The sequence below is a fragment of the Natrinema hispanicum genome (genome assembly GCF_004217335.1).
GTDB classification, from domain to species: Archaea; Halobacteriota; Halobacteria; order Halobacteriales; family Natrialbaceae; genus Natrinema; species Natrinema hispanicum.
Genome location: NZ_SHMP01000009.1, coordinates 77,102 through 98,161, shown reverse-complemented (window position 1 = coordinate 98,161; position 21,060 = coordinate 77,102). Strand labels below are relative to the sequence as shown.

Here is a 21,060-nt window from a genome sequence, read left to right as displayed (position 1 = left end):
GTGCCTCGGGACGTGACCCCGAGGCGGTTCACTTCGCGTCTAAGTATTAGTCATCGGCCCCCATTGGGATACCATACCGCACGACCGGGCGTGTGGTGATGCCAACGGTCGTCCTTGCGGATAAATCGCGGGTCGCGCCACCTGAACCGTCCGTTGGCCGTGTACGAGAACGATTCGGGCATCTCTGGCGCGATCACGAGCGAGTGCTGGCAGGCCGTGAACCCCTGGCGCGTCTCGTCGCTCGCCGGCGCAAACCTGTGTTCGAGGGCGTCGTCGGCCATGTCCACGTCACGTTGGACCACAAGATTCTCAGTTTCGCCTGCCGGAGGGGCAGTCGCACTCAGGTGGTTGTCAAATGACGCTTCAAGTCGGACCTGGTCGGCGACGTACCGGCCGTCGCCACCGACTTCGCTGCCGGCGTAAATCGTCCCTCTGATATCAACCACGAGATCCGCTTGATCCGTGCCGGTAGCTGCTCGGACAGTATCTCGACGGTCGAAGCGGGCCACGTCGTTGCGGCCGTGGAGGTAGGACACACCGAGTGACATCGTCTGCTCGTTGAGCCCGTCCGGGAGAGTTGACAGTTCCTCGTCGACGGTGCAACCGGCCGCTGGCGGATTCCGGAGTCGGTCGAGTACCTGAGGGAGAGAATTCGGGATTTTACTTCCATTAAATAGGTGCGTGACGAGGCTGTCACCCAGTGGAACAGCAGCGGCTACCCGAGTTCCGGGACCCCAACTATTGCTGGCGAAGCCATATGAGCGCCCATCGGCCGCACAGATGTCCATCAGAGTGTCCTGTGCGTCGCGGCCGACAACGGCCACTGGTGTGGAACCGGCAAGCGCGTATAGCGCTCCCTCGGTGTCCGATAGGTCGGCTGGGAACAGCGCCACGTGGCCGCCGACTGGATCGTCGACGGTGACCACGTCTGCGCCGTCCGGGAGTGGAACACCCTCGGCGACATAGAGCGGAATTCCGCCGAATCCGTCAGACGATGTCGGGGTCGAAGAAGAATCCTTGGAAAGGGCGTTACAGCCAGCGACGCCGCTGGAGGACCCAGCGACTACGGTCGCAAGGAGGGCACGGCGGGAAAGCGGAGGCATACGACCGTTGCTACCCGATCCCGATATCTCAATCCGGCGGTTCGATCCGGTAGTGCGGCCGGGGCCACCCAACATCTATTGGAAGAATGCTGTAACAGAACGGTTCCATCCCTCGAATTACGAAGTAGGTGGGTCTTCTATTATGTTCGCCATCGATTCCGAAGAAAGGCAAGCCCGATCACGAACGGAATTCCGCGAGCAATGAGCACAAGACTGCGATTTCGGCCCCATATTGGCTTAGAACGAGAGACGACCTTGATTCGGTAATACTCCTGCTCCGAGCGGACGACCACGCCTTCGATGTCATAGACCCGTCCGTGAACGGTAACGTTCTTCCCGTCAAGGACCTCCCGAATACGAGGAGGGAGTTCAGTTTCTTCACGAGAAATTGCATGCAACACGGTTGCTGGTCCAACAGGGTCAAGCGAATACCGGATCTCCGATTCGGAACCGTTTCCGACTCTACTGATGTTCTGACGACGGAAAGCAGGATCAGTCCCGACAGCCACATACAATGAATCATCGAACTGACTCTCCGAGATGACAAGCTCAGATGGCTCGATCGTGATCGACCCTTCGGTCATAATTTCTATAGTATAAATCGCTCCGGACACGAGAACGCGTGTTGAGCGAGCGGCGGACGACGTTACCCCGTCCGGATCCACAGCAGGTTCCAGTACTGCAGGAGCCAGTAAAGGACGAGCGCTCCGACGACGACCACCGAGTAGTGGACCCGCGTAGCGAGCGTCCAGTCGTGCCGAAGCCACGCACGGACAGCGTACCCGACTGCACCGACGGTGGCGAGGGCTCCCAGCGTCGGCACGACGAATACGACCTCAAACCACACAGGCGGGCGGTTGAACAGCGTCGGCCCGTCCATCGACGCCATGGCAATTGCGACGCCGCCGAGAACGAGGACGAACAGTGGAAGTCCGGCGACGCCCACGCCAGCGACCCACCGAGCGCGCGTTGCAGACGGTGGCGGCGACTCGCCGCCGCGATACCGACGCCATCCGGCGGCCGCCGGCCAGCCCAGGAGGCCAGTGAGCGCGGTCACCGCAGCGATGACCGCTAGCCACCCCTGTACTGATAACTGCTCGAGGTAGCCGATCCGCTCGTAGGCACCGAGTCCGTCCAGCAAGTGCGTCACCTCGCCGTTCTCCTCGTGGAACAGCAGCAGTCGCGTCCTCCTCAACGTGCTCGAAGACGAGCGGTTCGACTTCAACCCACTCGTCTGTGCTCTCTCCCTGCTCGGTTATCAGCCGGCCGTCGGCAAGCGACTCGGACGTCGATCGGCTGGCCCGTGAAGAGACCATAGATGGGCTTCTCGGCGGTGGCATTGTCGGTCGTGTTCACCGACCGATACCGGCCGCCGAGTTCGTCCGCGCGCTGGGGCGTGCCGTCGGGTGTGCGTCGTGCCCCGCTCGAATCGACGGGAGCGAATCGTTCGAGTAGCGCGTCCACGACCTCCTGCTTGGCGTCAGACGCCTCGTCGCCGTGGGCAACGACAAATAGGCCGACACTGTCTTCGGGAAGCAGTGCGAACTCGCAGGCGAACTGCGGGACGCCACCGCCGTGACGAACCAGTCGGGCGTCGCCACGAGACTCCTCGAAGAGTCCGAACGCCATCCCATCCATCCGCTCGTGTGGCGTGTACCACTGTCGATGCATCTCGTCGACCGCGCGCTCGGAGAGAATTCGCTCGCCGTCGACGACGCCGCCATTCAGGTGCACCTGGAGCAGTCGTGCCATGTCCGCGCCCGTCGTGTGGAGACCGGACGCCGGTGCAACGTCGGAATAAAAGTTCACGACGTCTTCAACAGCAGTCCCCTCAGCCGGAACGAGTTCTGGAGGGGCTGGTTGGAACGTACTGTTCGACATACCCAGCGGCTCGAAAACGTTCTCTGCAACAAATGACCCGAATCGCTGTCCCGTGATATCTGCGACCAACTGACCGGTCAACGCGGCGGCGTAGTTGGTGTACTGGGGGAGTTCACCCGGCGGGCGGACACGCGTTGGCATATCTGTAGACACCGACTCGGCCAGCGGGCGGACGTACTCGGGGTTTCGAACCGAGTCGCCACGCCCTCGGACCTCGAGCCCCGACGTGTGAGTGGCAAGGTGTTCGAGCGCGATGGGGTCGTCGAACGTCTCCGGGAGGTCCACGGCTTCGAGGTGATCGTCGACGGGCGCGTCCGGCTCGACGCGATCACGGTCGACGATTTGCATCGCGGCCGTCCACGTGACGACCTTCGACACGGAACCAACGCGAAAAAGCGTCTCGTTCGCATGAACCGGAACGTCTTCGCTCCGAAACGCGTGGCCGTAGCCGCTCGTGAGAACGTCGTCACCGTCGACGACAGCGATCGTCAGGCCGCCGGCGTCGTACTCCGTCAACGCGCGGTCGGCCGCATCATCGACGAACGTTTCCAAACTGGTCTCCTGAGTCGTCGCTGCCACACTGTCGACGAAACCGCTGGCCGCAACAGCGGTTCCGGCACTGGCGGCCGCGGAGTGCGACAGGAACTGGCGTCGTGGGAGTCGGGAGGGCATCGATCAGTAGTGTTTGCGTCGGGTGTCTCACGCCTCGAGGGCGGATGTTGGATCGGCTGTTTGGGCAGGACCTGAGCGCCTCCGCAGTCACTGGACGAGACGTGTGGGCGGTGATTTCGCTTGAATATCCACACCCAAGTAATGTCAGCCACATCTCATAAATGTGCCCATTACATCGGAGTGACTGGGGTGTGAATCACCTCGTCTTCAACAGTGGAATCTGAACAGCGTCCCTGTGAGGTACCAATCTGTATCTGGGTCGAAACGGAACGGAACTAACCACGCGATCAGATATCGCTTGTCCGGAACTGGCGGTATCCAAGTGCGACAGCGACGACGATCCACGCGGCGAGGATACAGACCACGAACGCAGGCCGTTCGTACAGTGCAGGGTCGGTCGATATCAAACCGGGTGCCCCTTCTGTAAGCGAAGGGAAGACGACACCCAGTCCGTTGGAGAAGGCCGTCATTGGATTCAACGCTTGGACGAATTCGACCCACTGTGGAATCGTCTCAGGGAGTGTGAACCCGTGACTGACGTACAGTATGGTCATCGGAAGGTTTCCCCAGATCTGGAGAGCGAACAGTACGTATACGCCGAACGCGACGAACGTGGCTCGCGCTGACGTTCGCGTGACAGCCGAGATCGAAACCGCGATCGCAGTAAACGTGATCGCGAGAGCCACGAGACCGATCGCAGCACCGGTGAACTGAACAAGATCGACAGGGACGCCCATTACGAGCGCGACTAGAAGGGCGACGAGTAGAGAGGAGAGGACCGCCGCGCTAATGACAATGCTTCTCCCTACTAGGGTCCCGAGAACGACGACCAAGCGCGAAAACGGCAAGCCGAGCAGAACCGTTAACTCCCCACTCATCCGCTTCTCGACAAGTGCGACAGCGACGGCTCCCAGTGTGACAAGCGGAATGAGTAATCGAAGTGGGCCGACCAGCCGCGACATGAGTCCGATCTCGGCGGCAGGTGGTGCCCTCGCCACAGCACGCCCGGTAGTGTAAGCGATACCGAAACCGATGAGAACGAACAGCGTGCCGAGGATGTGTGCCTGCCGTTCACGGACGGAATCGCGAACGTCTTCGCGGACGTAGAGTGCGAACCGCCCGAGAGCCCTGCGACTGCTACTGCCACCACGATCGCGACTGTGCGTCACGCAGCACCCTCCGTGTACGTCGCAAACAACTCGTCGAGTGATGTATCGCTGATCCTGATATCTGTCACTGTCGCATCGGTATCGTGAAGCGTCGAGACGACCGGTGCTTTCGCGCGGTCGTCGCACGCGACGATGACTGTCGAGCCGTTGGTCTGTACATCGGTGACGCCTTCGATCGCCCGCACTCGATCTGTCACGTCTGTGGGAGCAGCAGACAGTTCGAGTATAACTCGAGACACGCTGCCAACGGCGTCCCGGAGGTTGTCGATGCTATCGACCGTGACCAGTTCGCCGTCTTCGATAATCCCGACGCGATCACAGACAGCCTCGACTTGCTCGAGAATGTGACTCGAGAAGAAAACGGTCGCGCCACGCTCGTTCTCCTCGCGGACGATACGGCGCATCATTCGTGCGCCGTTTGGATCGAGCCCGGTCGTTGGTTCGTCAAGAATCAACAGGTCGGGCTCGCCGACGAGCGCCATCGCGAGCATGAGCCGCTGGGCCATCCCTTTCGAGTACTGCGTCGCGGGATATGTCTCCGATCCGCGCATCCCGACCCGCTCGAGCAATTCGTCTGGATCGTCATCGGCGTTTTTCGCTTCGATCGCGAACTCGAGGTGCTCGCGTCCCGTTCGCTCGCCGATCGGTCCGTAGCCGTCTGGGAGCACGCCCGTCCGCTCACGGACGCGAACGCTTTCCGTCTGGACGTCGTGTTCGAGGACGCGAACCGATCCCTGGGTAGGTGCGACATAGTCGAGCAGGATGTCAATGGTCGTCGACTTGCCGGCTCCATTTGGGCCGAGAAAGCCGAATATCTCACCGTCATCGACAGTGAGGTCGACGTCGTTGAGGGCAGTGATTGTGCTACTGCGGATGAACCCGCTCTGATTATAGCGCTTGGTTACGCCCTGGAGGTTGATGGCGGCCATACAAGGATAGCTACAGGCGATAATAATGTTTCTTTTTATATATTATACGCTGAACAGGCGCAATACCACGGCGTTCACGCCGTGGATACGCGCCGTCACTCAGTGATACGTTCCACCGACAATAGCATAGTCCGAGTTTCCAATCCTAACGTTCAACTCACAGGAAGCTCTACACAATGGCAAGGTCAGGTCGGAACGGAGCGGATTCCGAACGACCTTCGGAGGTCGTTCGAGAGAGCTTTGCTCTCTCGTGATGACGAAAATCAAAGATTTTCGAACCACGGCCTGTCCGCCCTCGTAACGAGGTAGTATCCGAAACGCCGACGCGGTGAACGCAAATCCTCGAAGGGTTCGTCTTGTGCCCGTCGGCCTGAGCAAGCACGACGATAACTCCAAGTCTGTCAACGTGTCAGCGACTCCCTGCTGGCAAAAACAACACCTGGGAGTCAACGACGCTGAGGATAGGAGTAACGGCGGCTTGGCACCGTCCTCAGAAATCAAAGATTTCTGATGGGCTGCACGACAACTCCGTTCTTGTGAACGCCAGTCAGCCACCGACCACGACGACTGGGTTAGATGCAAACTCCCGTGAAGTGGCGGCGTCCATGGTTGCAAACCTGAAACTCCCACCGCTCGGGATTTCTCCGCGTTCACGCGGAGGAGGATGTCAAAGAGCGACGTTACGCTCGTTCGAAAAGTTCTTTTTGCTGTCGATTACACCGTAATTCGGTGCCCTCCCGAAGAGCCCTCCTGTCGACCATCGGTACTGCCGCCTCCATCGGAGCAGCTGGCTGTATCGGTCAGATTCGACGCGAACTTGCGGGCTATACCCCGATCGAAGGTCCCTGTGACGCTCCAACTGGAACGTGGCCGACCGCCGGTGGTGACCCCGGACGCACCGGTCGGACTACCACTGTTCCGCCAGCACCTGACGCCACCGCTGTGGACCTGCTTGCCAGCGTCCGTGACGAGGAGGGGCAGCAGCAACACGCCTTGTCTCTCCCTGTAGTCGCAGATGGAATAGCGTATATCCCTGTAACCGGTGGACTTGTCGCGGTTGACCTCAACGCGCCGATGGACGGGTCGATCTGGAGTCGAGATCTCGATGTCGACATCACTGCTGTACCGGTACTCGCCTGTGGAGCTATCTTTATCCCAGGAACGGATCACCTGACTGCTCTCAACAGTACCTCGGGCGAACGGTACTGGCGAGCTGACGCCGTCGGTTTCAGCGATACCTCTGCCGCAGTTCTCGACAACAGCATCTACGTCGCTGGATTCAGTCCCGCCGCCGTCGACATCCGTACTGGAACGGTTCAATGGCTCGAGGGTGCCGGCGAAACGCTGGCCCTCGACGACGACGGTATCTACACAACCCGAAGCGACTCGCAGGTCAGCGGTATCTTCGCGTACGACCTGAACGGCGAAGAGCGCTGGCGCGTTTCGGGTGAGTTTGTTGGGTCCGCCTCAGTTCTCGATGGAACGGTCTGGGTCGCCGACTACCATGGGACGGCCTACGCTATCGACGCCAGAACCGGAGAGGTGTACTGGTCTCACTCGTTTCCCGGTGTCAACAAAATCGACGCTGGACTTGCGGTGGCTAGAGACGAGGTATTCGTTCCTGCCGGTACCGGGACCACGAGCGTGGCCCTTGATGCCGCCACGGGCGAGATCCGTTGGGCTGTCGATACTGGCATCGTTACCGGACGTCCGGTGGTCGGTGACGACTGGGTCGCGTTCGGGCGAACAAACGACGGGATCAGCGTCTACGACCGATCGACAGGCGAGGAGCGAACCACCTGGTCGCGCACCGAGTACCACCTCGGCACGATCGACGGGCTTGTTCCGGTTGAGGAGGGGTTCATGATTTGGGAGGGATCCTCCTTGGGACTCTCGCTGCTTCGCTGACGGATACACGTCTGGATTGAGCGTGGGTGCGGTGTGTCCGAGAAGTGGAAAAGTTGGACAGGTGATCATGGACCAGCAGTCAATGCAGAGCAAGAATTTGGTCCCGTCCCAAAGCGGTCTAGAGTTTCGAGCTGTGGTTGAGTAGACGGCTTGGTGGCGCATCTCACGTTCTCTAAACTGCGTGCACTCGGTGCACGCCATTCTAACGCAGTATCACTGTCTATAGTAAGGTGCCGCCGCGACTCTCAGCGGCAAACTCTAGACGGCTTTGGGACGCGGCCAACCGATTGGCCCCTGCCCAACTACGACGGAGCGAACACTCGTACAGTGCCGTTCGAGAGCGCACCTGCACCTGGCCTGACTGAACAATGGACTGTCAGTGTCCAACATCCTGGACAACCCATTGCAATTAATGGCTCGATTTTCGTCGCTGGAATACGTTCGCCGGATTTTATCCATCGTACAGTCTGTACACCAGCGAAAAACAATAGATAAAGTCCAGTGTCAAGCCCCACTGCACCTGATTCGAACACGATCTTGACCGAACAAAAGAAATTTCGGTCTTGCCTCACAACTCGGCATGATGCCCTCCAGACGACGGTTCCTGACGACCTTGGGGATGACCAGCATCGCCAGCCTTGCCGGCTGTATCGACTTCGGCGAGGCGACGTACTCACCTGGGACCGACGCTGACACCGAGTGGCCGATGCCTGCATACGACCGAGGGTTCTCGGCGTACAACCCCGACGCTGCGGCGCCGCGCGACGGCGTGACCGAGCGCTGGTCGACCGCAATCCCTGCCTTGCCTCGCCGCCCCGTGATCGCGGCGGGGACGGTGCTGGTGCCGACCGCTTCGGGACTGGTGGCACTGGATGTTGGCACCGGCGAGGAACGGTGGCGTCACGGCAAAGCGGACAGCAGAGCGCGCACACCTGTCGTCCACGACGGTACTGCGTATGTTGGACTCGTCGACCCACCTGGTCTGTTCGCGCTAGACGTCGAGACCGGTGACCAGCAGTGGCATATCAAGAACATCGGTTACGACGAAGCTGCGCCGACGTTCGGTGTCGACTACGACCACCTCTACGTCGGCGGCGTCGGAGAGGTCTCCCAGATCGACCCGACCACCGGCAAAGTCACGGCTCGCACTGAGGTGTTCGGCTCCGTGACGGCCCTCGCACACAACACCTCGCTTCTCGTCGGCACCGAGGGTGGCGAGGTGTACAGCTTCTCTGTCGGGGACCGTGGGTTCAGCGACCAGTGGCGCCTAAAGGTCGTCGGGTCGGTGAGAGCTATCGTCACCTCCGATAGCGACATCTACGTGGCGACGTGGGGCGGCCCGGCCTACCGTCTTCAGGGCGGCCTCGACGCGGGGTCGAGCCGCTGGGAGGCCGAACGTGGTGCCGTCGGTGGTCTCGCGGCAGCCTCACGAGACGTGGTCGGGTGCGATCTGAGCGGCCTCCGGACGTTCGACGCCCACAGCGGGGACGTCGGGTGGAACCGAGAAGGGGAGTTCACCGCTGCCCCTGCCATTGCTGGCGATACGGTCTACATCGGTGGCGAGACAGAGGGCGAGGGCGGGAGCGGCTTCGTCGCGGCCTACGCGCTCTCAGGAGGTCGCGGCATCGGGTCGCTGCGGGTCGGGGGCAAGCGGTGGCAGTTTGATGTCGGGAGTGATCGTCCCGTTGGGCAGGGAATCGCCGTCGCCGACGGTGCAGTCTTCGCCTGTACAGAGGGGCTGAAGGGCGACACCGGGCCACGGGTGTACGCGCTGGACCCTGCCTGAGGTTGCAGGAAAATCGGTTTGCCGCATCCGCGCTTACTCCGCTCACCGAGATACGCGCAGTAGGGCTTGTTTAGACGCATGAGATCAGTGATAGAACCCTCGCTGCTTGATAAGCAGGCGCAGTTGACGCAAGATGCCATCATCTGCTGTAAGTATCGAGTCGATAGTTCATAAGGTCAAGGTAATTATATGGATATCATAACACTTTACCAGGAACCAATAGTCGTTCAACACAATGCCGCCCTTCACACTACTCTTCCGCCCTGATCGGTTCTTCGCCGAGCGGGACTTTCACACTAGACGTATTATAGCCGTCACTCTCCTATTTGTCTTCTCTCACCCGATCGGGGTATGGGGCGTTAGTTGGATACTCCAGGAGCGTATTGACGGGACAGTTATGATCGATAATCCAAACCGACCGTCAGAGAGTTTCTGCAAGGCTGCCCCGGGATCGATAGAGACAGGGTGTGATGCACCCGCTCAGGTTGACCGAAACGTCGATACTCTCCTCTCGGAGGCTACTGGTCAAGTCATCGGACTTGTCTTCCTTGGCATACTCATTGTGATCGTTCTAGCAGCCTGTCTGCTCCATGCGGGGTCATGGGTGCTTGGCGGTGAGGGCGGGGCAGCGACATCATTCGCCGTCGCGATCTGGGGGCTGGTCCCGATTCTGTTCAATCTTCTCCTCGGTGTCGGCCTCCTCTACATGATGGTTGACCCTGTGACGGTGACGCCAGATAGCAATCCAACCGTGTGGATGGACGAGTTCCAAGCGGACCTCAAACCGTTAGAACAGTTGAAACCGCTATTCACCGGAATCACAACTCTGTGGAGTGGGATAATCTGGCGATTTGGGCTTCTGCACAAACGGGGGTTAGCACCGGGAGAGGCGACCGGTCTGGCCGGAAGTGTAGCATTGGTCTTCTGGTTACTCACCCTCATTTAATTACCATGTCCTCCAGACCAACCACTCTTCAATTACGGATGGTCGCTGCCCTCCTTGGACTTGCCCTCGTCTCAGTTGGATTTCTTGTGGGCGTGTGGGTTGTATTCTACGGTGTACTCGTCTTTTTTGAGAGGGCGCATGCCACTCAGATAGCGGGCATCATTACTGTTGCAACGCTTTTGACGATCGGCTATCTCGAGTACAGGCAGCTCGAAACGATCGAACGACGTGCAGATGCCTATCCAGTGGATCGAGAGACGGCACCGGAATTGTATCAAATAACGACGCGAGTTGCTGCCCAACTCAACGTCTCTGTCCCGACGATTGCTATCTCAGACCGAGATGTGCCTGAAGCATTAGCGATTGGGTTCCGACCAGAAAACATCCATCTGGTACTCTCTCTTGGGACAATCAAGGCACTGGATGGGCAGGAAGAACTCGAGGCAGTGATTGCGCACGAACTCGCTCACGTCAGAAACCGAGACGCGATGATCATGACAGTTGTGTCACTTCCTGTTGTGCTCGCTGATGGACTGCGATCACGAGTCACGCAGATAGAAAATCCGGGGGCAGTTGGTATTGTGACCGTGCCGCTTGGATTTTTATCAACCGGCATTTGGGTTATCGGGAGAACGATCACAGCTCGTCTGTCTCGAACCAGAGAACGAGCGGCAGATCAGGCAGCGGCGGAGGTTACCGGATCACCTGCTGCCCTCGCCATCGCACTCCAACGACTCGATGACGAAATCGCAGACACACCGACTCGTGACCTTCGTGAAGTTTCGAGTGTCTCTTCGTTATCCGTTCTGCCACTTGACCCAAAGGAACCTGAAAAAGTCATGCTTGGACCAGACGGAGACACTGAGCCGTCGTATTGGTGGCTCAGACGGTGGACACACCGACTCAAACGCTATCTCTTTGGAACACACCCACCAACCGACGAACGAATCAAGGCGCTCTCAGAACTCGAGCGCAAACAGTGAACCGCCTCGAGGTTACGCCCCGAGGCACTCGGCCTGCTCTGCCTGTAGAGAAGAAGGACTTACAGTCTTCCGTGTTCGGGACGGTATTATCGCCCAAGGAGACTACCGTCGGCGTACTTTTCCTCGTACTCGGTATCGTCGGCGATCAGCATCAGAATTCCCTCAACCAGGCCAAGCACTGCGGGGATACCCGTCCAGAAGAAACAGAGGTAGAGTACGCCGAGTTTCATGTTCCCCTGGTAGAATTTATGTGCCCCCAAGCCGCCAAGCAGTAGCGCCAGAACGCCGGCCGCGATCTTGTCTGAATCTGTCGATCCCTGCACGGAAGGCTGTCGAACACCACAGTCCGGACAGATTTCCGCCTGCTTGGTTATCAGGGTCCCGCACTCGACACAGTACTTCTCGTTTTCAGCCCGCTCGTCGTAACTTCCCTCGAGAGATATGGTTTGATTGACCCCGCAGTTGGTACACACCTCTGCATCGTCGGCGATCTGCTCGCCACAATTAATACAGTACTTCATGTAGTGAGGACTGACTTCTTCTCAGACTCGACATAAGTACCTGATCGTTCGGACTCGCATCACCACGAAGATAAGATCGAACTGAAAGCGAGGATACCATATACGAGACCAATACCGAGAACGGTAAGCGAAGATTCGAACAGCAACAACGCGAGTCCAAGTCCGTATCCAGAGCCGAGTAACGCACCGGTTACAGTTCGAACGATATTATAGCCCCGCCGGTCGCGGAACGTCGTAACTGCCCAGTCGACAAACGAGGGAACAGGCAGCAACCCAACAGCGAGAAGCGCATCGGTGCCTCGAAACATGATGCCATACGAGAGAAATCCCATGGCGATCCCTGGATAGATGCCCAGACACCGCGCGCAGATGTGAACACGGTGACCGAAGACAGAAGGTGAATAACACCGATAGAATTCAGACGGAAGGTGGTGTGCGAGCACGAATCGGCGCGTCTTGCTCAGACCCTTTCGTAGCTCTGCAGTATCGATCCGCATAGGACGATTCTCGCAGAGTGACGGGATGTATCTACTGGACTCACGGCGGATCACCCATGCCACGTCTGCCATAGGCGATTGTTATGAGACTCAGATAGTCCACTCGAGCATGACTCCGTGTTGTAAGATCTTGACGCTAGCTGGCGTGTACTGCATCTAGCAGGACGGCGAGAGACTCGAGAGTGGCACCGCGGTCGAATCGACAGTCGACGAAAGACGTTTTTTAACGGTCCTCCTTGTCTTGAATGTAGTATGGATGCACTCCTGCCTATAGCAGTACACACGGTGAGGTGGCCACCATGAGCAGTTCCACGGCCGAAGCCGAACTCAACGAGGATGAGCACGCCGGCCTCGAGCTCATCCGCGAGTCTGGCGGCATCCACCAGAGCGATTTCTGGAAGGAACTGGAGTTCTCCTCGCGCAAGGGCAGCCGGATCGTCGAATCGCTCGTTGAAAAGGAACTGATCAACCGCGAGGAAACCGTTTACAAGGGCCACAACACCTACTTCATCTCGCCGACCGCACGAGGCCTCGATTTCAGACTGCTGATGGCCGGCGATATGCTCTCGCCGTTTGTCGGCGAAGAAGAGATTGATCCCAATAGCGACTCCTTCTCGCAGTGGATCATGAACCTCGCCTACGAGGAGTAGTCGGCGCGATCCGCGCTCGAGGCATGTCCGTTTCTCTTTGTCCTCGGTATCCTGGTAGACGAACAGTTGATGCACACCCCCATCACGGTCTTCTTTGACTGAGTCTCTAAACCGAGATTGCCAGATGACAAAGACAGGTGTAATATCATATTTGTTTTTAACTGTTAGCTAGTATCAGTTTATCCTGATCACGTTTTTTCGTGAGGTCAAGTTCAACGTGAATGCCGAGGCTTTGCGCCTGCTCTCTAGTAAGGAATAGCCAACATCCTGACCGGAGATCCCTCAGCCCAGCCGCAGAAGTATATCAACATCCCAAATATCCGTCACTGACGTGTGGTACAGACATCCGGTACAGATTTCTGTGACAGATAGTTATTACAGACACCTATACAGGCTGGTCAGAGATTGGCCTCCGACTGCTACAAACACCCACCGAAGCCGGTATCCTTCGGATGTCATCCACCGTAAAACCGCAAGAGGGCTCGATTACAGATAGATAATACAGACAGATAAAACAGATATTGAGAACAGACATTGAGAACAGAAGTCTGTTACAGATATCTGTACTGGAAGTCAGTACCGTATGTCTGCCACAAATTTATGTATGTAGTGACTGTATTGACTTCTATGATAACAGCAGTCGTCTACTCGGAATCGGGCGGCACGTTCAAGACCACCACCACCGCAAACCTTGCAGTTGCCCTCGAGCGCATGGGTCTCGACGTCTGTGTGATCGATCTGGATCCCCAAGAGGGGAATCTTACAAGCCTATTCGACGTCGGTGAGTTCCGAAGTGATCCCGATGCAGACAACATCGTTAAGCACATCCTCGAGATGCCTGATGGGCCCTTCGAGGATCTCATCGAGACATCTGAGGAAGGCGTCGACGTGATTCCAAGTCATGACATGCTCGGCGACTTCACGTCGAACCTCGAGCAGAAGATCGACTACGAGACGGGCATGAAGAATATGAGCCGAGAGGAGTTCCCCCGGTACGAGCTCCTGTACGACCTGCTCTGGGACAAAGAACAACTCCACGAACGGTACGATGCCGTCTTGATCGACCCGAACGCCCGTGCTGAGGACCTGCTATACAACGCCATCTACGCTATGCGAACACTGGTTGCGCCGGTCAAACCCGCCGGAAAGGGTAACCTCAGTCTCGGGGGGCTCGAGGAGCTCGTGACGAACATGGAGCAGCATCTGGATATCGAGGTTGGCCTCTCGTGTGTCGTTCCCTCTGGTGTCGGGCAGACGAACGCCCACCAGCAGTACACCAAGCAGTTCGAAAACAATGAGTACTACCCAACACCCGTCTCGATCCCCAATCGCGAGAGTCTCATGGACACGATGTGGGAAGCCCGTGGGTCCGCGTTCAAAGTGCTCGAAGAACGCTGGAAAACCTTCGAACAAGACGGCGAGATGGTCAGCGAACCCGGTCAGCGTGGCGTCCGTGATCGTGAGCTCGAGACCGCACGTGATCTCTACTCGCTCGCTGCGTTCATCGCGACCGAGACGTTCGACATTGATGTCGATACCGAGCTCGTCCTCGAGATCGACGGCTACGGCGAGGAGCGATTCGATGTGGGAGACACCGAGCGTGAGGTGACGGCCTGATGCCCATGAAACGAGGATCTGGAAACCTCGACTTTGGGCCGGGAGCAGACAGTGATGACGAAGACACTGAGAGTGAGACCGAGGCTCAAGACGAACCGATACAGGACACCGACTCAGAATCGGATCGTCCAGTGACCAATTCGCCACCAGCAGAACCAGAGCCGCAGGTGGAGAGCGCGGACGATCCCGACGAGGATAGCAGTGAGGGAGAGGCTGAAAACAACGAAGGCGATCGGGAGCAGTTCCCCTATTTTGTCCGTCGAAGCAATGTCGGTGACGAACGCGATGAACGAATCGAAGTTCACCTTCGTAAGGCAGTTCATAGTCAGGAGTCCGCATTCCGCAGTCAACTCGCTGATGAACTCGGAACTGAAGAAGTCTCAAAAACTGACGCTCGAGAATTCGCCCTGAAGTTCGCGTTTGAGAACCCAGAGGGTGTCGCTGAGCTCATGCGTGAGGAAGGGTTTGGCTTGATCGATTGAATTCCAGACCGTATACGAATTCTCTCCCTCGTTCGCACACCGGAAATCTGTGCTGCCTTGTGGAATAGATGTCTGTTACAGAAATCTGTAACAGATATCTATTACAGACACTTGTTGCAAATTGGATCATAGAGAGCATCCACACCCCAGGTGTCGAGTGTAAATTCCCATAATTAGGCGATAAGGGTTCTGTCTGGAGGAATCTCAAATATATGCCGGTTTCGAGAAGTATTTTCTTTCTACATTGGTATATTAAAAACAACGTTTTGTGTGTTCTAGGTAGAAACAGTATTCGCAGTGGGTTCTCAGTACTAGATAATTCTGGATTGTAATTCAAATTTTAGGTCTTGCAGGCCGGTTGAATTTCACTTGACATCTGGGGTGACGCTATTTTAGCTGTGGCGGTGAGGGTGCCAAGCCCCCGCCCTCAAGGAGCGATCGGAGGGAGAGAGTAGGGCGGGGTAGTTCACCTAACGGACATCGTAATCCCCACTGCAACTCGAATACTGAGTTCTTCGCCAGGCTGAACTCTCCTGACTCTGGAACTGCTTTGACTGAAGCGAGCAGGCGCAAGGCCCGAGCAAGTGGGGAGAGGTAGTTGACCCCCTTCGTTTCCGTCGTTTCCGTATCCCCACCCCGGACTTCCATCGTTTCCGTCGTAATTGAACTCTTCTCGATACGCCCCATGTTTCCGTCGTAATTTCCATCACCTCATTTCCATAGCCCCACCCCAGACTTCCGTCGTTTCCGACGTGGTTGAAATATTCTTCACATACCCCGTGTTTCCGTCGTAATTACCCACCCCTCGTTTCCGTCGTTTCCGTAACTCCACCCCAAATTTCCGTCGTAAATTCCTGTTAGGTGTGTTATATTTCACCCATCATTCCAATTTTGCATTCGAGTATCTTCCAAAATGGTTTCGCGGACAACTTGAGGATCTTCGATCAGTCGGTTCTGAAGATGGATACCGCCCGCACTACCCTTGTTGATTTTCTCGATTTCGACGACACCGAGGAATGCTTGTTCCTTCAGAATATCTCGAAATCGTCGAACGGAAAGAACGTCCATGTCAAGGTACTCGCAGATCTGTTCGTACTGATCATAAACGCGGCTCGTAAGGAAGGCATCGTCATCGGAATTTACGCTGAGTTCAGTGAGTGCGAGTAGTGCTGCTTTCGCCTGTGTAGGCGCACCGTTGACGAGTTCCCGGAAGCGGTCTTTTTCAGCATGCTGTTGGGCTTGGCGGACGTGCTCCTCCCGCACTTTCTCGGCATCATCCTCGTAGGCAACCTCGCCTGCATGACGGAGAATATCGATCGCTTTTCGAGCATCGCCGTGTTCTTGAGCGGCAAACGCGGCAGAAAGAGGAATAACATCGTCGGAAAGAACGCCATCTTGGAAGGCGTCTGCTCGATTATGCATGATCTCCCGGAGCTGGTTCGCGTCATAAGGTTTAAAGAACAGTTCCTTATGCTGGAAGCTACTTTTGACGCGTTCGTTCGTGTTGTCGACGTACTGGATCTTGTTACTGATAGCAATAATACCGATGCTACAATCGATTTTCCCCGCCTCTTCGGCTCGCGAAAGCTTCATCAACAGGCTATCGTCGTTCATCAAATCGATCTCGTCGAGGATGATGATTACCGAATCGAACTGCGCGTCGAGTATCTCCCAGAGGAGCTTATAGTATTTTGACGTGCTGAGTCCAGTGTGGGGGACCGTTATAGCCGTCACATCTTCGTCATTTAGTTTTGCGGCGAGAGAAGAGATAGCTTGTGTCTCCGTATTGTCTTCCGCGCAATCAAGATACGCGATTCCGATCGAGACACCTTCCTGAGCTGCATTTTGAGCACGTTGGCAGACATGTCTCGAAACCAGTGACTTTCCTGTCCCAGTCTTTCCGTAGATAATTACGTTTTCAGGGGAATATCCGTGGACAGCACCGTTGAGACGTTTCGCTAGCTTTGAGATTTCCTCATCCCGACCAACGATTCGGTCAGCTTCTGGAACGTGGCCGATTTTCAGGAGATCCTTATTCGAAAAGATCCGGTGTCCTGCTTCGAAAAGTGGATCGTCAACGGAACCGGACGGAGACTCGGGTGTCATCTGATATGTCATGATGTGGGCGGTGAGAGTATAAAACTAGTGGACACAACCACCCCACGTTTCCGACGTTATTCTCGATTCTTCATGCGATTCAGAGCCTAAAAGTGGAAAATAGAGTATTTGATACGATAACCGAGTTTCCGACGTAAGACGGAATAAAGGAAGTATTCGGCAAGTAGAAGCGATAAGATCGCCACAATATTTTACCCACACACCCCACGTTTCCGTCGTAACTTAGAGAAAGAGAACGGGTCCAGTTGAAGAGATCGTCCAAAGAATCAATTCAGCTGTAAGAGCCAGTCTACATCAGTATAGCAGTTAGCTGGAGGGTTATAAGCAGACCTCAATTTCAACCGACGAAACGAAGTTAAGTTGTTTCGTCGGTAAACGAAGTACAGTCAATGGACTATTCTCAAGTAGTCTACTTCAATCTAGGGTGCAGTGGAGCTAGACAACAGTATATTTCAACTACCTTGAGCGATGTTATAATTGTGCAGCCGAACCCTTCCCATGGTTTCTTGGAGAAACGACGGAAACGTGGGGGGTGGGTCCTTCTTCCCCTCTCAAAGACAACTGCTCAATTCTTGTCTTGATACGTCGGAAACGTGGGGTGAACTACCCTCCCCTACTTCGCTCGGGGTTAATCGTCCCGCTCGCTCGTTGAGGGGAGGGCTTTCGCGTGGACTCCCGTTCTACGCCTCGGATGAGACGGGAAGGTCGTACTCTCCGCTCACTTTCAACGTCCCGCGATTCAAGCGCACATCTACGGGTGCACCTCCGTCGTCTGCGTTTTGCCGACGCCGGAAATACTGGAGGCCGATGTTCTTGGAAGCGTTGCTCGAGCTCACGGATCTCTCTCGCTGAGTCTGTCGTTCGAGCATTTCTGCTCGCTGATAACGGTCACGAGCGACATCATCGATACCGTCCTCGCCACCGATCGTGAACCGCTTGCCACGGTGATTGATTTGCTCGAGCATCAGTACCGATCCTCTGACTCATCTACTGCGGCATCTCGAGCGTCCGCTTGGAGGTGCTCGTAGCGGACCTCACACCTGTCTGAACAGAACCGACCAGCATATCCTACACGATCGCGAGCAGGTTCCGAACACGTCGGCATTCGGCACTCGTCGCGGTCAGTCATCTAGTGATTCCTTGGTTCAGGAGCTGAGTCGTCTCAACGTCTGTCGATGTGATTGCTGTCTCTCGTCGTCTCATGGGTTGCTACGGTGGGCCCTTTCGATCCCCCGCACCCCTTTCAGGGGGTACAAATCGTCTCGAGTGACGAGATCACTCGACAGTTAGCGGTTGAACGTGCCATCCGGCGCAGGGACAAGTCCAGTGCGGATCTCAAGGTCGACACGGCGAAGATGCTTGCAGCCGTTGTCTGGCTGGCGCTGCTTGAAATCGGGGCACGTACACGTCGTTGCCTCGATATCGACCTCGTAGGTGTTTCCGCTCTCACTCTCGACCTCGTAGACCGGGCCCAGTGTCGCAAAGCAGACGTCCAGTTGTTCGTTCAGTGCACGGCGCGTTCGTGGGTCGTCGATCGAGTAGCCACCTGCCTCGAGTGCGGTCGGTGGTTTGGGGTTGTCGCAGGGGGTGGTGAACTCGTCGCGATGGTTGCGCTCTTGGTCACACTTCCTGCAGCGCCAGTAGCGTGTTCGATATTCGTAGCCATCGGTGAGATTGAGTTCGTACGGTGTTGGCTCTGTGCCCGGCAGCCATTCATCGATCGCGACGAGTTCGTGTCCGTTCAGTCGGGCAACGTCTCCTGGATAGCTTCGGTCACGGTCGATCGTGTATTCGCCTATTGGTCGATCTCGATGCGGGTCGCTCTCGGGCGGTCGGTCTGTACTCATTCGTGGCCTTGAGGCACACGAGTATGCGCCTCACCCTCTCAGGCGCTGAAAATCACCGTTGTAAGAAGATTAGGTGAACAGATGCTCTGTTGCAGCGTCGAATAGCACCAGTTTCAGCCTTGTTCTCGGCTGAATTCCGTGAGACTTGTGGGGAATTGGACGCCGTCTGGCGATATGAGGTCGAAACGACCGATCATACGGCAGTGTAAGAATCTTGCCAAACAGCACGTGGATAACCCTGACGAACCCGCTGCGCCGGACGGCGCCAGCGGGTTCGCCGAGTGGGCTCAGATCGCGTTTATCCTCTTGCATGCGGAACTCGACAAAGATTTCCGAGAGACTGAAGCATGGTTCAATGACTCCAGAGCCATCCGTGAAGAGCTCAACATCGACAAATCGCCGGATCACACCACGCTCTGTCGATGGGAGCAACAGGTCGACATGCGTGAGCTCCGCAGCCTGCTCCGCCGCAGTGCGGAGCAGGCTGGCTGGTCGGGAACAGCAGCAATCGACGCCAGTGGCTTCCAGCGAGATCAGACCAGCTATCATTACCGGAATCGTGCTGGCTTCTCGTTTCATAAGCTGAAGACGACGGTTTTGGTCGATACAGAGTCACTGGCGATCAAAGACGTTCATTTCACGACGAAGCGCAAGTGGGACGGACACATCGGCTTGCAGGTCTATCGGCGCAACGCCGAAGACCTGCAAGAGTTCCTTGCAGATGCGAACTATTCGTGGTCAGATCTCAGAGAGGAGTGTCGCGCTGGCGCGACACGACCGCTAATCAAGCACAAGGAGCACAATGCGCTGAAGAAAGCGCATAACGCTCGGATGGACGAAGATCTGTACCATCAGCGGACACTGAGTGAGACTGCGTTCTCACTACTGAAGGATGACGGTGAGAAGTTACGCTCTCGGAGCTGGCACGGCCAGTTCCGAGAGCTCACGCGCAAGTGTATCGTGCATAACCTATCGCAGGCGGCGAGTTAGGGCTCGCCGCCTGCTCTCTTTCTCTGGACGTATCCGCCAGAGACATCGCCGTCATCCACGTACGGGTTCTCACAAAGTGACCTAATTCTGATGGTTGCAGAATCAACGAACTGGACTCCTCCCACATCATCCAGATCTCAAAACCATCAGTACAGGAGTTCTAACGCCATCTACCTGAATATCAAAATTTCAATACTGCCGCCGTCTTGCGTTCAACAGAGCATGAACAGATCAAGTCCTCGGCTATCTGGCTGGACTTTTACAGTGCTCGTGGATCGCTATCGACGATGCTCGCAAATGCGACGTTCTTCTGAACCTGTTCAATTTCGATGGTAGGTTCGTCACCAGGTTGGGCTCCAGAGACGATCACGACATAGCCACGCTCGACTTTTGCAATGCCGTCGCCCTGATCGCCGACAGTCTCAATCGTTACATTACGCACCTCGCCTTCCTCGACAGGGGGTCCCGACGGGGCGCGGCTCACGGTCTCTCGAGAGGAAGATTGCTGTGGCTCTTGTTGCATCGATGACTCTGTCGAAGCAGGTGACTCAAGAATCGCTACGCGATATGTTTCGTCAGCTGATAACGCCTCATGATCCACTTCACTCGAGGGAACTTCGACAACGTACGTTCCATTTCGCTTTTCGATTGGGGCGCTGAACAGAGAGCGAAGGGAATCTGGAATTTCGACCATTGAGTTTCTAGTACTCAGTACCCACGGGACAAGTAAGTTTCAGTACTTCACAAAGCTGGTCCTCGTGGATTGAATCGTCTGCTTGCTCGATAGTGAAGTACCGCGGGGGCAAGCCCCGCGGCTTCACCGTTTTGACCGCACGTCCCGAAACGGGCCGTGCGGTCGCAGGCGAATTTAATTCCCCTCGGACTTCCCGTGACGAGTCGTCTGGAATTAATACCCGAACGCTCGGTGCGTCCGTGAGGGTCGGCCGCTCCACCACGGCCC

18 protein-coding genes and 1 pseudogene are annotated in these 21,060 nt (G+C 56.6%); 8 read left to right on the top strand and 11 right to left on the bottom strand.

Translation table 11 applies throughout. The features are described from left to right. Positions 1-50 precede the first annotated feature (50 nt). The 5 genes from BDK88_RS19490 to BDK88_RS19475 all read right to left on the bottom strand — a co-directional run bounded on the left by BDK88_RS19490 (position 51) and on the right by BDK88_RS19475 (position 5,754). Positions 51-1,103: a hypothetical protein gene (locus BDK88_RS19490; protein ID WP_130501813.1), complete on the bottom strand. Its 1,053-nt coding sequence runs from the start codon at positions 1,101-1,103 to the stop codon at positions 51-53. A gap of 646 nt (positions 1,104-1,749) precedes the next feature. After that, positions 1,750-2,298, bottom strand: a complete 549-nt coding sequence (locus BDK88_RS21615; protein ID WP_207225344.1) for a hypothetical protein — start codon at positions 2,296-2,298, stop codon at positions 1,750-1,752. Between the two features lie 26 nt (positions 2,299-2,324). Continuing rightward, positions 2,325-3,563, bottom strand: coding sequence for a serine hydrolase domain-containing protein (locus BDK88_RS19485; protein ID WP_207225343.1), 1,239 nt, complete (start codon positions 3,561-3,563; stop codon positions 2,325-2,327). Positions 3,564-3,943: 380 nt separating this feature from the next. Then, entirely contained in the window at positions 3,944-4,825 is an 882-nt protein-coding gene (locus BDK88_RS19480) for an ABC transporter permease subunit (protein ID WP_130501812.1), read from the bottom strand. Continuing rightward, entirely contained in the window at positions 4,822-5,754 is a 933-nt protein-coding gene (locus BDK88_RS19475) for an ABC transporter ATP-binding protein (protein ID WP_130501811.1), read from the bottom strand. The genes BDK88_RS19480 and BDK88_RS19475 overlap by 4 nt, the downstream gene beginning before the upstream one ends. A 729-nt stretch (positions 5,755-6,483) precedes the next feature. On the opposite strand from BDK88_RS19475, the gene BDK88_RS19470 reads away from it, so the two are divergent. The 4 genes from BDK88_RS19470 to BDK88_RS19455 all read left to right on the top strand — a co-directional run bounded on the left by BDK88_RS19470 (position 6,484) and on the right by BDK88_RS19455 (position 11,377). Next, entirely contained in the window at positions 6,484-7,662 is a 1,179-nt protein-coding gene (locus tag BDK88_RS19470; RefSeq protein ID WP_130501810.1) for an outer membrane protein assembly factor BamB family protein, read from the top strand. Positions 7,663-8,245: 583 nt separating this feature from the next. Beyond that, on the top strand, positions 8,246-9,448 hold the full coding sequence (locus tag BDK88_RS19465; protein WP_165397014.1) for an outer membrane protein assembly factor BamB family protein: 1,203 nt from the start codon (positions 8,246-8,248) through the stop codon (positions 9,446-9,448). Between the two features lie 235 nt (positions 9,449-9,683). Beyond that, entirely contained in the window at positions 9,684-10,394 is a 711-nt protein-coding gene (locus BDK88_RS19460) for a YIP1 family protein (RefSeq protein ID WP_130501808.1), read from the top strand. Between the two features lie 38 nt (positions 10,395-10,432). After that, entirely contained in the window at positions 10,433-11,377 is a 945-nt protein-coding gene (locus BDK88_RS19455) for a M48 family metallopeptidase (protein WP_165397013.1), read from the top strand. 86 nt (positions 11,378-11,463) lie between these two features. On the opposite strand, the gene BDK88_RS19450 is transcribed toward BDK88_RS19455, so the two are convergent. Together BDK88_RS19450 and BDK88_RS19445 are read right to left on the bottom strand one after the other, a co-directional pair. Continuing rightward, complete coding sequence (locus BDK88_RS19450; protein WP_130501806.1) at positions 11,464-11,898, bottom strand: TM2 domain-containing protein; 435 nt, start codon at positions 11,896-11,898, stop codon at positions 11,464-11,466. 59 nt (positions 11,899-11,957) lie between these two features. Beyond that, positions 11,958-12,395 (bottom strand): DUF2085 domain-containing protein, encoded by a 438-nt coding sequence (locus BDK88_RS19445; protein ID WP_130501805.1) that lies wholly within the window; start codon positions 12,393-12,395, stop codon positions 11,958-11,960. A 299-nt stretch (positions 12,396-12,694) separates the two neighbouring features. On the opposite strand from BDK88_RS19445, the gene BDK88_RS19440 reads away from it, so the two are divergent. From BDK88_RS19440 to BDK88_RS19430, 3 genes are all read left to right on the top strand, one after another. Next, positions 12,695-13,045, top strand: coding sequence for a helix-turn-helix transcriptional regulator (locus BDK88_RS19440; protein WP_130501804.1), 351 nt, complete (start codon positions 12,695-12,697; stop codon positions 13,043-13,045). Positions 13,046-13,672: 627 nt separating this feature from the next. Continuing rightward, positions 13,673-14,662, top strand: coding sequence for a ParA family protein (locus BDK88_RS19435; RefSeq protein WP_130501803.1), 990 nt, complete (start codon positions 13,673-13,675; stop codon positions 14,660-14,662). Continuing rightward, positions 14,662-15,144, top strand: a complete 483-nt coding sequence (locus tag BDK88_RS19430; protein WP_207225342.1) for an acyl-CoA dehydrogenase — start codon at positions 14,662-14,664, stop codon at positions 15,142-15,144. Before BDK88_RS19435 ends, BDK88_RS19430 begins: the two co-directional genes overlap by 1 nt. A gap of 873 nt (positions 15,145-16,017) precedes the next feature. Here the strand turns inward: BDK88_RS19430 and BDK88_RS19425 are convergent. From BDK88_RS19425 to BDK88_RS19415, 3 genes and pseudogenes are all read right to left on the bottom strand, one after another. Then, positions 16,018-17,250, bottom strand: a complete 1,233-nt coding sequence (locus BDK88_RS19425) for an orc1/cdc6 family replication initiation protein (RefSeq protein WP_130501801.1) — start codon at positions 17,248-17,250, stop codon at positions 16,018-16,020. Positions 17,251-17,942: 692 nt separating this feature from the next. After that, positions 17,943-18,089: pseudogene (locus BDK88_RS22230) on the bottom strand (RNA-guided endonuclease TnpB family protein); the annotation flags it as partial. Positions 18,090-18,548: 459 nt separating this feature from the next. After that, complete coding sequence (locus tag BDK88_RS19415; RefSeq protein WP_130501799.1) at positions 18,549-19,109, bottom strand: hypothetical protein; 561 nt, start codon at positions 19,107-19,109, stop codon at positions 18,549-18,551. 174 nt (positions 19,110-19,283) lie between these two features. Here BDK88_RS19415 and BDK88_RS19410 point away from each other — a divergent pair, with 174 nt between their 5' ends. Next, positions 19,284-20,099: an IS5-like element ISNpe14 family transposase gene (locus tag BDK88_RS19410; RefSeq protein ID WP_015298909.1), complete on the top strand. Its 816-nt coding sequence runs from the start codon at positions 19,284-19,286 to the stop codon at positions 20,097-20,099. 259 nt (positions 20,100-20,358) lie between these two features. Here the strand turns inward: BDK88_RS19410 and BDK88_RS22430 are convergent, their stop codons facing one another. After that, positions 20,359-20,793, bottom strand: a complete 435-nt coding sequence (locus tag BDK88_RS22430) for a TRAM domain-containing protein (protein ID WP_130501798.1) — start codon at positions 20,791-20,793, stop codon at positions 20,359-20,361. Positions 20,794-21,060: the final 267 nt, after the last annotated feature.

Bases quoted from the DNA above. Each gene is read 5' to 3' on its own strand.
- BDK88_RS19490 (WP_130501813.1), bottom strand. From the start codon at position 1,103: ATGCCTCCGCTTTCCCGCCGTGCCCTCCTTGCGACCGTAGTCGCTGGG.
- BDK88_RS19475 (WP_130501811.1), bottom strand. From the start codon at position 5,754: ATGGCCGCCATCAACCTCCAGGGCGTAACCAAGCGCTATAATCAGAGC.
- BDK88_RS19465 (WP_165397014.1), top strand. From the start codon at position 8,246: ATGCCCTCCAGACGACGGTTCCTGACGACCTTGGGGATGACCAGCATC.
- BDK88_RS19460 (WP_130501808.1), top strand. From the start codon at position 9,684: ATGCCGCCCTTCACACTACTCTTCCGCCCTGATCGGTTCTTCGCCGAG.
- BDK88_RS19455 (WP_165397013.1), top strand. From the start codon at position 10,433: ATGGTCGCTGCCCTCCTTGGACTTGCCCTCGTCTCAGTTGGATTTCTT.
- BDK88_RS19450 (WP_130501806.1), bottom strand. From the start codon at position 11,898: ATGAAGTACTGTATTAATTGTGGCGAGCAGATCGCCGACGATGCAGAG.
- BDK88_RS19445 (WP_130501805.1), bottom strand. From the start codon at position 12,395: ATGCGGATCGATACTGCAGAGCTACGAAAGGGTCTGAGCAAGACGCGC.
- BDK88_RS19440 (WP_130501804.1), top strand. From the start codon at position 12,695: ATGAGCAGTTCCACGGCCGAAGCCGAACTCAACGAGGATGAGCACGCC.
- BDK88_RS19435 (WP_130501803.1), top strand. From the start codon at position 13,673: ATGATAACAGCAGTCGTCTACTCGGAATCGGGCGGCACGTTCAAGACC.
- BDK88_RS19430 (WP_207225342.1), top strand. From the start codon at position 14,662: ATGCCCATGAAACGAGGATCTGGAAACCTCGACTTTGGGCCGGGAGCA.
- BDK88_RS19425 (WP_130501801.1), bottom strand. From the start codon at position 17,250: ATGACACCCGAGTCTCCGTCCGGTTCCGTTGACGATCCACTTTTCGAA.
- BDK88_RS19415 (WP_130501799.1), bottom strand. From the start codon at position 19,109: ATGAGTACAGACCGACCGCCCGAGAGCGACCCGCATCGAGATCGACCA.
- BDK88_RS19410 (WP_015298909.1), top strand. From the start codon at position 19,284: ATGAGGTCGAAACGACCGATCATACGGCAGTGTAAGAATCTTGCCAAA.
- BDK88_RS22430 (WP_130501798.1), bottom strand. From the start codon at position 20,793: ATGGTCGAAATTCCAGATTCCCTTCGCTCTCTGTTCAGCGCCCCAATC.